Origin of the sequence: Methanofastidiosum sp. (genome assembly GCA_020854815.1) — an archaeon.
GTDB lineage: Archaea > Methanobacteriota_B > Thermococci > Methanofastidiosales > Methanofastidiosaceae > Methanofastidiosum.
This window is the reverse complement of sequence record JAHKLW010000098.1, coordinates 1-10280: the sequence shown is the minus strand read 5'-3', so window position 1 is coordinate 10280 and position 10280 is coordinate 1. Positions and strand designations below refer to the sequence as shown.

Sequence of the window (10280 nt, the reverse complement as noted above, 5' to 3'; positions counted from 1 at the left end):
TCATTTTTGTATAATCTTTTATAGGTATAATCCATTGCATTAATTCCCCATTTTTTTAGATGAGTATTTGGAAGCCCGTACCATTTGCTTTCATTATTATTTGAATAAGGTTCAGGTGTATCTACCCCCACAAGTCTAATCCTCTCAATTTTTCCATCATTTGTCACATCAATAGTGTCGCCGTCTATAATTTTTACAACTACAACAGCATCGGATACATTGACTGAGTAATATTTTGATTTTATACTCTCGACGCAACACGTTGAAATAAAAAGTATAAAAATAAAAACAATTAATTTTCTCATAATTGTTTTTTAGTTACTTAATATAAAAAATTATCATTTCTAAGAGCATCTGATTCTATAAACTCAATACGAAAACTTTATATTTCTTTATATTTATACTAAAGTCGATGGACGTTGATTTTAATGCTGATGCATATCTAATAGAAGCAAATACTCTCTGTAAAAATGGCTATGATTTATTAAATCACAAAAGTCCGATTTCTTTAAAAAAAGCCATAAATATATTAGAAGAAGCATTAGATATTTTTTCTCAGCTAGATTGCACAGGGAGATGTTCTGAAATTTTAAACACTCTTGGAGCGGCTTATTGTGCTATGGCTGAATATGAGAATAGTGAAACTAATCTAATTAAATCTATTGAATACCTAGAGGAAGCGATTAAATTAAATAATCCCAGTGAATTCCCCTTATACCATGCAATGGCACAGTATAATCTTGGAAATACTTACAGATTTCTTTCTGAATTAAATGACAAAGATAATAATATTAAAAAAGCATTAGATTCATATAAAACAGCAGCTAAACTTACCTCTAAATACTATCACAGCCCCTCTTGGGAAGAACAAACATTCGATACTAGGCTTTACGAAATATCTCAAGAAGCTGTTAAAGAACTGAAAGAACTATTACGTAAGAAGTAGGCCAAGCATTTAATTGAATAAGTTGTCTATAGTCTATTTCGAACTTTTATAGCTATTTTCTTTGATAAAAAAGCTCGCAACAAATGCAATCATTGAGGAAATCAATAGGACTAAAAATGCATTTTGGTATCCTATAATGGTATAAGAATCTCCTATTTTTCCATTAAGTTCCAAGATATATCCCATCAGAGGTTGATAGATTGCGCCCATCATAAATGGGAAAAAGTTTGCAATCCCTGTAGAAGTTCCAGCAATTTCAACAGGGTAAAGATCTTTTATCAAGGCATAGCCTATTGCCACTGTTCCTACTGAGAATATCCCTAAGCCTAAACATATTATATATAATCCCAAAGTTGGAATAGATGATACCCAAAAATAAAGAAATATCATAATCATGAGCAATATAGCACTTGATACATTTACTACAATCTTCCTTCTTTTAATTATTCGATCTGACAATAAACCCATTAATGGACTTCCTATTATCATACCAACGGCTATCATCGATAAAACTCTACTAGCTTCTACTTTTGTCATTCCATATATTTGTATTAGATAAGGCCCTCCCCAAAGACCGCCAAACGCCAAATATATGGCCATTGTACAGAACATCCAGATAGAAGCAGGCCAGTAGTATTTTAGGCTCAGCACCATTATCACACTCTTAAGCATCGGAGGCCTCTGGTGATTAGAAGCGTTGTTTTTTACAACTGCAGGCATTCCGAGTAAGGGCATACCAGAGTCTTTAGAAGATTTATCTGTAATAACTGCAGGCATCCCAACCTCTTGAGGCGAATTTCTAACAAAAACCCAAACCAATGCTGCAAGTAGTAATGTAATTGCCCCTGTTAAAATAAAGGGAATTCTCCATCCAACAGCATTTGATAATAGCGCAAGTGGTATTGTAGACACCAAAAGTCCAACACCTCCTATAGCTATCAAAAATCCAGTCATCGTTGCAAATTCCTCTCCTTTGTACCATTGTGATAAAATCTTAAGTGCACAAACGTATAAAGTTGAAGCACCAAGTCCTACTAACACTCTTCCGAGAATTGCTGAAGATATGTCCAATGATAAACCCAGTATTACAGATCCAACTGATGCAATTAAAAAGAATAAAGTTATAGTTTTTCTTGGCCCCCATGAATCTGATAAGATTCCTGTTGGAAGTTGCATTATGGCATAAGGATAGAAATATCCAGAAGCTAACAATCCTATAAGAACAGCGCCAGCTTTTAAGTCATTCATCATGTCAATCGCAACAACCGCAGGAGCCACTCTATGGAAAAAGACTAAAAGGTAACCGAGACCAATAATCAAAAAGATTAGTAAACGATATTTCTTAAAATCAAGTTTCATTGATTTGACCATTAGATCACCAGTTACATTAGTCCATTTCATTGGATTATAAAATTATCTAATTTGAATATCGACTTGTAAATTAAATCAAATCATATTCTATTTCTTCAAATTCACCCAGATCTTTATTTTTTTTCACATTGTCCCAATGAAAATATTTTCCATTCATTGCTATATATGTTCCAATGGGTAAAGTCTGAACAAATGCAAGAGCACTACCTAAGTTGAATAGGCCATCAGAACTCCCGAATTTATAAGGAATCATTGCACCTGTCAATACTATTGTTTTATTATTTATCTTACTTGCAAGTAATTTTGCAGTTTCTATCATTGTATCAGTTCCGTGAGTTATTACTATTTGTTCTTCTTTTGCATTCTTGCAGTTTTCAAGGATGATATATCTATCTTCATCTGTCATATCCAGACTATCCATCATCATCAAAGTCCTAATTTCTACTGAAAGTTTACATCTCCCCATGTTTAGCATTTCAGGCAAATGTGTATCTTTAAAAAATAATTCTCCCTTAACCTCATTATACTCTTTGTCAAATGTTCCACCAGTAACAAATATTTTGGTAGCCATATTATTATATTTAAGCTCAAACTTAATAAATATAATTAGAGTATAGGTAGTGTTATCTCATATCTTAAGGTGGTCCTATGGCAGAAAATGAAAGAATATTCGTTATCCATAAACACGACGCCACACGTCTCCATTATGATTTTAGACTAGAAATTAACGGGACACTAAAGTCTTGGGCAATACCGAAATTCCCTCCAACTGAAAGAGGAGTAAAAAGACTTGCAGTATTAACTGAAGATCATCCACTTGAATATGCTAATTTTGAAGGAATAATTCCTGAAGGAGATTATGGGGCCGGAAAAGTTGAAATATGGGACAAAGGAACATTCTCTTTTATCGAAAATGAAAAAAACAAAATAGTGATAAATCTAGATGGTAAAAGGCTTACAGGGAGATATTGTCTTATCAGGTTCAAAGATCAAGAGAAAAATTGGATGATATTCAAATGTGAGTGAAACGTTAAAGTTAAAAAATATAAATCTTAGTATTTTTATGGAAGAACTTTCAACAATAAAAATTGGTGAGGAATTTAAACCCTCAGAAAAACTAAAAAAACTTTATTACATATATCTATTATTAATCCTTGTCTTTGGAATTCTTATTTGGTATCTCCCAACAATAGTTGTTGTCTATTTCTCTACAATTAATATCTTGAGATTAATTTTTATAGTACTCACATTAATTCCTCTTGCAACAACAATGCTCTTTACTCTTTATTGGATACCTAAGTATCACGCCTCAATCGTATATAAAATGACAGATAGCGAAATAACTTGGAATAGAGGCGTGTGGTTTAAAACAATCGGAGTCGTCCCTTATAATCGAATTACCAATATTGATATTAAACAGGGGCCACTATCGAGAAGTTTGGGAATTGCTTCGTTAAAAATACAAACTGCCGGATATTCTGCTGCTTCAGCATCGGGAAATTTTTCTGAAATAAAAATAGACGCTATGGAAAACTTTTCTGAAATAAGAGATTTAATAATGGATTTTGTAAGGGGCGAAAAGCCAATGGCTGTTGAAACTTATGATGTTTCAAATGAAGACAGTGCTACAAAAGAACTTGTAAAAATCAGAAAATTATTGGAAGAAAAACTATAGGAGATATTAAAAATATGCTAATATTCCCATTAAGGCATGTAACAATGCGATCACTATTGAAATAATTGCAATTTGCCCATGAACTTTATAATGACTTTTTATTTTTACTTTAAAGACAGTTGATATGGAAACAGCGATTAGAAAAAGGACCACGGCTATTAATCCAAGATAGAGTATAAAGGGATATCCAAAAATAGGGTAATATGATATTTCATTTAACATTTGTATACCTCATTAGTAATGTATTTTAATAATTTATAAATTTCCGCCAATTGTAAAAATATTCGCTAATTGCCGAAAATATTTTTGTCCATAACTTTTTAAATAGTTATCGAGTTCTAAATAGACTAGATGAATTGGTATAATTGGCAATTTGATTGAGGATTATTGCTTATCAATATCGAAACATTTATATATAATTAATGCAACATATAATGTGGAGAAAGAGGAGTTTATATGAACGGATCATCTCTAAGTTGTTTTACAAAAAGTGGCTTTTTAGTACCATTTTGTATATGGGTAGGTTCTTTAGCATTTGTAGCTATGTTAAGAATAATCTATGGATTTTAATTCAATAATTCTTTTTTAAATAAATTAATATACATCTTTTTATTATTTTAGATAGATACGATATGTTATTATCTAAACAGCAAATTTTTGCATTATTAAAGATGGGAAGACCTTTTGTATTAATTGCTGGGTTAATAGCCTATCTCGTTGGCTTATCAATGGCTTATCATGAATTTAAAGTTTTAGATCTTACTAAAGCAATCATCGGACTCATAGTCCTTACAACCGGAACTTTGATGGGGCACTATGCAGATGAATATGCCGATGTTGACACAGATAGCCTAACTAGAAGGACTCTTTACTCTGGAGGCAGTGGAGTATTACCTTCAGGAATTATCCCAATAAAGTGGGCTATTTATTCTGCAATTATATTTCTTATCGCCACATTATTGATTTCTTTTTTATCAATATTTTTTGGTATTTTCACACCTAATATTCTTTGGATTGTGTTCCCTGCACTTGTTGGCGGCTGGATTTATTCAATGCCTCCGTTTTCGTTAGAAAGAAAAAGTTTAGGTGAGGTCGACAATGCAATTTTAGGTGGTTTTTTCATGACATTAATGGGGTACACTGCACAAACTGGCATCATAACGACTAATTCAATATTGAGTCTAATACCCATATTTCTATCAGTATTCGTGAATCTGTTAGGGGTTCATTGGGCGGACAGAATTGCTGATAAATTTGTTGGCAAGAATACGCTTGTAGTTAAGTTGGGGAACAAAACACATTTTTTATTTTATAGCCTAGTATTCTTGATGTATTTTATCACCATATTATTCATGGGTAGAATATTGCCTGTTCAAGTTGGAATTTCTATTTTACTAACAATACCTTTTGGGATATACTCTTCATATAAATTTACTAAAACTAAAACACCAATGCTAAGCTCAGCTTTTATGGTAGTGGTAATGTTTGCTATGATTTTTGGATTTATCTTTAATTAATTAAAGATTTTTTAAAGATTCATTTATAGTATCTTCTAGCAATTTTATAGATCCTTTTTTGTAACAAAGATTCAGATTTAAGCAAGAAGCAAACTCTTCGCATTTATCTTTATATTCTTCACTATTTTCAAAACCCAATTCTAAAGCTAAAAGTCTTTTGTATTTTGTATGATCAAAAATTAATTTAAGATTCTCTAGCCCATCAAGTTTTCTATTCCTAACTTTCTCGCAAGTTCTTCCATATATTCGGGACCTAACATTTCAGCTCTTTCTTTAGCTATTTTATCCCAGTGTCTGGACCAACCTATTGTCATAAACCATGTCCAGCCTTCCTTATATATCTCATTTGCATATTCTTCTCTTGAACCTAATAAGGCGCATATACAATCATCAACAATTTCTTTTTTTCATCTAGTAATATAGTTGCAGGAACCCTTAGTCTATTAATTTTAAGAAGATTTTTTATATCTGTAAGGGAATTACCGCAGAGGCCATAAAAAAGTATAAGTTTGTCAATATGTTTTTCTATTTCTTTTGAGGCATTCACAACTTGGTTTTTAATCTCTTTAGGGCTTGTATGAAGATAAAAAGGTAAGATATAAAGGACAATTTCTAAAGGGTGTTCTCGTTTCAAAAAACGGACTGAGCATAATTCCCTTGCAATTTTAACTTTTTCCGGCGGAAATTTTTTTCAAGTCCGTGTTGAAAGTATTTGGATGATTCATTATCTACTATTATTATCTTATCAAAAACCTCATTTATTTGTAATAAATGCAACATCTCTTCTTCAAAGACTTCGCATAATATAATGCCAAGACGTTTCATGAAAATACTTTTGAGTATGCTTTAATAAGTTTTTTTACTTTATACTCGTAATCATAATCCAATTATGGTTAAACTTAATTATTGATTTTTCGACTTCTAAATCTATTCCTGCACTGACCCCTGAAATGGCAAGAACTTTCATTATTATGCCCAAAGAATAAGAGAGTTCATTTTTCGAAGTTATATGTATCCATTCATCAAAATACCTTTGTTTTACCCAAGCATCTTCTGAGATTATAGTAAATCCTGAATTTTTAGTCAGAGATAATAATTCACTCTTTGGTAGCATCTTAACATGAGAAGGATCCCGTATCTTCTCAAGGGCATTATGTATTTCAGCTTCACTCTTTTTTTCTGATGAGATTATATCTACAATAATAGCCTTTCCACCAACTTTTAATACTCTGTACATCTCTGACAATACTCTTTCAATACTCATAAAATGATGTAAAGTTAGTCTAGTCACTATTCTATCAAATGAGTTATCTTTAAAGGGAAGGCATTCGGCATCACCTATCAAGAAAACTGCATTTTTGCTAGTACTACATCTTAATTTTGCCTTAGCAGTCATCTCTGGTGTTATATCAAAACCAATTATTGTCTTGGAAAAAGGCGCAATACAAGAAGTTAAAATACCCGGTCCGCAGCCTAGGTCAAGAACAGTCATTTGATTGTTGACCTCTAAAGCTTTTTTTATTTTTTCTGTTATCTCAGCATCTGTAAAGATGTTGGAGGATTCTAAAGTTGAAGATTGTTTAGCAAATTCTTCTTTAATTATCTTCTTGTGATATTCATCTATCATAATATCCACGATTATTGACGTTTTAATTAAATATCACTACCCTTTTAAATAAATTGTTATTAAATCAATTAGGTGATATTATGCCAAAAATAGTTGTATTTGAGACCTCTTATGGGGATTTTGAAATCGAACTAGATGAGGAAAAAGCACCAATAACAGTTGAAAATTTTATAGAGTACGTTAAAGATGGCTTTTATGATGGCTTGATTTTTCACAGAGTAATAGATGATTTCATGATACAGGGTGGTGGACTAGATACTAATATGAATGAGAAAAAAACTAAAGCCCCTATAAAAAATGAAGCAACAAATGGCCTTAAGAATAATAAATATACAATAGCTATGGCAAGAACTAATATAGTTGACAGTGCAACTTCTCAGTTTTTTATTAATGTTGCAGATAACTCTTTCCTTGACCACGTTAATACAACTCCACAAGGATTTGGTTATGCCGTCTTTGGTAAAGTAGTAAAAGGAACTGAAGTAATAGATAAAATTAAATTAGTACCTACTATATCTAAAGGATTTCATGATGATGTTCCAAAGGAAGCAGTTTTAATCAAGAAGATGTATCTCAAAAATTAATTCTTTTGTTTTCTTTTTACGTTTAAGAAATAAGCACGTTTTAACTTATTCTTTTTATTATTTAATTTTCTGATATGGACTTTAGAACTTGACTTTTCATCTACCAAGTTTGCAATTCTAATTTCATCTCCCTCTGTCTTGTATGCCAGAGATAAGTGGCCATATCTATAATTTTTCTCTTTCGTAGGGATAATTGCAACATTTTGTGTTTTACCAGTTGGTTTATCTTCTTCTAGCCATTCTTTTATTTCCTTTGGTTTAGGTTCTGCTTTTACCTTTAGCTGCTTTACTTTTGGATCTCTTTCAAAGCTTTTCTATATTTTAGAAAACTCGAAACTCCTTCTTTCTTTGTTATTTTAATTTTCCTTGGATTTACTTTCTTTTTAGTCTCTGTTATTTTATGCAAATTATGTAGTGCTTGAATTTCACAATCGTAGTCTTCTTCATTATTGTTCCATCGTATCCCTTTTCTTGATTTCACATTATGGCCTTTTGTCAATTTCTATTTGATTTTAGTATATTTGAGGATTTTAAAAAAAATAAGAAGAATTCTTCCGACCTTCATACAGATTAAAGATACTCTTTTGATTCATATAGTATTATTACCTTTAGTCACAACAAGGAATTGAAGTAATAGATAAGATAGAATCCTTAACTCCGTTTCAAAAGATTTCACGACGATGTTCTTAAAGAGTCAATACTAATAAAAAGTGTATATCGAAAAATTTTTTTATAACTCCCTATAAAAATTTAAACTATTAAAGCCAATAATTATTGATTATATGATTTCATTAGAAATATTAATTTTAGTATCCTACTTATTTATTCGTTCAGCAATTATCTCTTATTTTCCGGGAGCTTATTCAATTTATCATTATTTGAAATCTAATAAAAATTTAGTTCATGAAAGAAAGATATCAAAAATTTATTTAATTTTGGGAGTAATATTAAATTTATTGGGTATTTTAATCACATACATAACCTATACTACTTTTCAAATAATTGAGGCTTGGTATTTCTCTAATTTGGTATGGTTTACCCTAATTGTGATCGCCTTTATTTTTTATTTTAAAATTAAGAAATAATTGTTTAATGTATCTCCTTAACTATATATATTAGCAAACTATTTATATTTTATATCAAGGGAAATGCAAAATGGGCGATTAGATGAAAAAATCAGATTTAAATTATTTTATTGACATTGGCATGGGATTAACTTTCTTCATTAGTTTAATTACTGGTATTTTAAAATTTAAAGAGTCTTTACTTTTATTTGCTAGAATAGGAATTTATCTTCAGACTTTCTGGCTCAATTTTATTCATGATAGGGCCGGTATCTTAATGGGAATCTTTGTGCTAATACACCTAATCCTCCACTTCAAATGGATAAAAGTCATGACTAAAAGATATATCTAATTACGCAAATCTTATTAACAAAAATCCATATCTTAGATAGGTGTTATTATGTCGTTTAATAATCTTGAAGAAATTGAAGAAATAGATATCTTACCAAAAATCAAAGTCAAATTTATTCATTCAAAAAACATGACATTTGCTTACTGGAAGATTCAAGCAGGAGCTATATTTCCTGACCATTTTCATTTACATGAACAAGTTGCAACTATGCTTGGAGGAGAATTTGAGTTCAAAGTTGGAAATGAAAAAAGAATAATGAAACAAGGAGATGTAGCAATAGTTCCACCTAATATAAATCATTCTGGTATAGCATTGACAGATTGTAACATTATAGATGCATTCTTTCCCATTAGAGAAGATTATTTAGAGCTGACCAATAAAAATAAAAAAATAATAATTTAATCTAACTTTATACTACCGACACCTCTTAGTGAATGTGGGACATTAATCGAATCCGAAGATCCTATACCTCATATTATAGTTATATTTTGGCTTTTAGTAAATGATTTATCGTATCCGTTTCCAGTATCAAGTTTGCGTTTGAATTCTATAATTGTAAATCCGCTTGCCTCACTACCGCTAGTTTCGATTAGATCATTTGTACCACCAAGTTACTGATCTGATGGATGAGGTCCAAAATCTCCAGTAGACTATTGATCGAGGACTGTCGGGATTCCTCTACTTACTAAACCAAAAATCATGTCTGCATCTCTAATTGCTAGAGTACGTTCAAACCCTATAGATACCCACCCTGAAGTTTGACCTTTCAAGGCCATGTAAATGTATTCATCATCGTTGAACCAATATACAGAAAATCTTCCTCCAAATTCTCTGCTGTTCTTGTATTCATTTTGTGCTATAATTCCATCCGCCTCCCATAAATTTGTTTGCACAGGGGTCTTAGGGCCTTCAACTGGTGTTTCTGTGAGAGGCTCTGTAGGTTTGGGTTCCTCTGTGGATTCAGGTTCATCACTCGGAGTTTCGGTTGGAGTAGTTGGTTTTGTTTCTGTAGCACATCCTGAAAATAACAACATAGCAACCAATACTATCCCAAAAAAGCTATTCTTCTCATATTATCATTCCATTAAATTCTTTATATCTAGGATGATAATATATAAAATGTTAAGTCTATTATTTATAGATT

At 31.3% G+C, this 10280-nt stretch carries 18 protein-coding genes; 7 read left to right on the top strand and 11 right to left on the bottom strand.

All coding sequences use genetic code 11. The annotated features are described in order from the left end of the window. On the bottom strand, positions 1–305 hold a 305-nt coding region (locus tag KO464_10950), incomplete at its 3' end, for a hypothetical protein (GenBank protein MCC7573875.1). Positions 306–412: 107 nt separating this feature from the next. On the opposite strand from KO464_10950, the gene KO464_10945 reads away from it, so the two are divergent. Further along, positions 413–946 (top strand): tetratricopeptide repeat protein, encoded by a 534-nt coding sequence (locus tag KO464_10945; protein MCC7573874.1) that lies wholly within the window; start codon positions 413–415, stop codon positions 944–946. A 33-nt stretch (positions 947–979) separates the two neighbouring features. Here KO464_10945 and KO464_10940 read toward each other — a convergent pair whose 3' ends face one another. Next, positions 980–2347 (bottom strand): MFS transporter, encoded by a 1368-nt coding sequence (locus KO464_10940; GenBank protein ID MCC7573873.1) that lies wholly within the window; start codon positions 2345–2347, stop codon positions 980–982. A gap of 40 nt (positions 2348–2387) precedes the next feature. After that, positions 2388–2888, bottom strand: a complete 501-nt coding sequence (locus tag KO464_10935) for an asparaginase (GenBank protein MCC7573872.1) — start codon at positions 2886–2888, stop codon at positions 2388–2390. Positions 2889–2965: 77 nt separating this feature from the next. Between KO464_10935 and KO464_10930 the strand changes: the two genes are divergently transcribed. Together KO464_10930 and KO464_10925 are read left to right on the top strand one after the other, a co-directional pair. Further along, positions 2966–3343, top strand: coding sequence for a 3'-phosphoesterase (locus KO464_10930; GenBank protein ID MCC7573871.1), 378 nt, complete (start codon positions 2966–2968; stop codon positions 3341–3343). A 37-nt stretch (positions 3344–3380) separates the two neighbouring features. Beyond that, complete coding sequence (locus KO464_10925; protein ID MCC7573870.1) at positions 3381–3992, top strand: PH domain-containing protein; 612 nt, start codon at positions 3381–3383, stop codon at positions 3990–3992. Between the two features lie 6 nt (positions 3993–3998). Here the strand turns inward: KO464_10925 and KO464_10920 are convergent, their stop codons facing one another. Then, positions 3999–4214: a hypothetical protein gene (locus KO464_10920; protein ID MCC7573869.1), complete on the bottom strand. Its 216-nt coding sequence runs from the start codon at positions 4212–4214 to the stop codon at positions 3999–4001. 410 nt (positions 4215–4624) lie between these two features. Here KO464_10920 and KO464_10915 point away from each other — a divergent pair, with 410 nt between their 5' ends. Then, positions 4625–5509: a prenyltransferase gene (locus KO464_10915; protein ID MCC7573868.1), complete on the top strand. Its 885-nt coding sequence runs from the start codon at positions 4625–4627 to the stop codon at positions 5507–5509. Here KO464_10915 and KO464_10910 read toward each other — a convergent pair whose 3' ends face one another. Genes KO464_10910 through KO464_10890 form a run of 5 tightly spaced genes read right to left on the bottom strand, consistent with a single transcriptional unit; the run spans position 5510 to position 7136 of the window. Continuing rightward, on the bottom strand, positions 5510–5755 hold the full coding sequence (locus tag KO464_10910; protein MCC7573867.1) for a DUF1638 domain-containing protein: 246 nt from the start codon (positions 5753–5755) through the stop codon (positions 5510–5512). Further along, the gene (locus KO464_10905; protein ID MCC7573866.1) at positions 5704–5907 is read right to left on the bottom strand and encodes a DUF1638 domain-containing protein; all 204 of its coding nucleotides are present in this window, start codon (positions 5905–5907) and stop codon (positions 5704–5706) included. Before KO464_10905 ends, KO464_10910 begins: the two co-directional genes overlap by 52 nt. Beyond that, complete coding sequence (locus KO464_10900) at positions 5877–6143, bottom strand: DUF1638 domain-containing protein (GenBank protein MCC7573865.1); 267 nt, start codon at positions 6141–6143, stop codon at positions 5877–5879. The genes KO464_10905 and KO464_10900 overlap by 31 nt, the downstream gene beginning before the upstream one ends. Beyond that, complete coding sequence (locus KO464_10895) at positions 6140–6334, bottom strand: hypothetical protein (protein ID MCC7573864.1); 195 nt, start codon at positions 6332–6334, stop codon at positions 6140–6142. Before KO464_10895 ends, KO464_10900 begins: the two co-directional genes overlap by 4 nt. 34 nt (positions 6335–6368) lie before the next feature. Next, positions 6369–7136: a class I SAM-dependent methyltransferase gene (locus KO464_10890; GenBank protein MCC7573863.1), complete on the bottom strand. Its 768-nt coding sequence runs from the start codon at positions 7134–7136 to the stop codon at positions 6369–6371. A gap of 89 nt (positions 7137–7225) precedes the next feature. Here KO464_10890 and KO464_10885 point away from each other — a divergent pair, with 89 nt between their 5' ends. Continuing rightward, a complete protein-coding gene (locus KO464_10885; protein MCC7573862.1) occupies positions 7226–7720 on the top strand; it encodes a peptidyl-prolyl cis-trans isomerase in 495 nt (164 codons plus the stop codon). 286 nt (positions 7721–8006) lie between these two features. On the opposite strand, the gene KO464_10880 is transcribed toward KO464_10885, so the two are convergent. Beyond that, positions 8007–8219, bottom strand: a complete 213-nt coding sequence (locus KO464_10880) for a hypothetical protein (GenBank protein MCC7573861.1) — start codon at positions 8217–8219, stop codon at positions 8007–8009. 707 nt (positions 8220–8926) lie between these two features. Between KO464_10880 and KO464_10875 the strand changes: the two genes are divergently transcribed. Together KO464_10875 and KO464_10870 are read left to right on the top strand one after the other, a co-directional pair. Beyond that, a complete protein-coding gene (locus KO464_10875) occupies positions 8927–9136 on the top strand; it encodes a hypothetical protein (GenBank protein ID MCC7573860.1) in 210 nt (69 codons plus the stop codon). Between the two features lie 48 nt (positions 9137–9184). After that, a complete protein-coding gene (locus tag KO464_10870) occupies positions 9185–9538 on the top strand; it encodes a cupin domain-containing protein (GenBank protein ID MCC7573859.1) in 354 nt (117 codons plus the stop codon). A 248-nt stretch (positions 9539–9786) separates the two neighbouring features. On the opposite strand, the gene KO464_10865 is transcribed toward KO464_10870, so the two are convergent. Then, positions 9787–10179 carry a hypothetical protein gene (locus KO464_10865; protein ID MCC7573858.1) on the bottom strand — a complete coding sequence of 131 codons (393 nt, stop codon included), beginning with the start codon at positions 10177–10179 and terminating at the stop codon, positions 9787–9789. Positions 10180–10280: the final 101 nt, after the last annotated feature.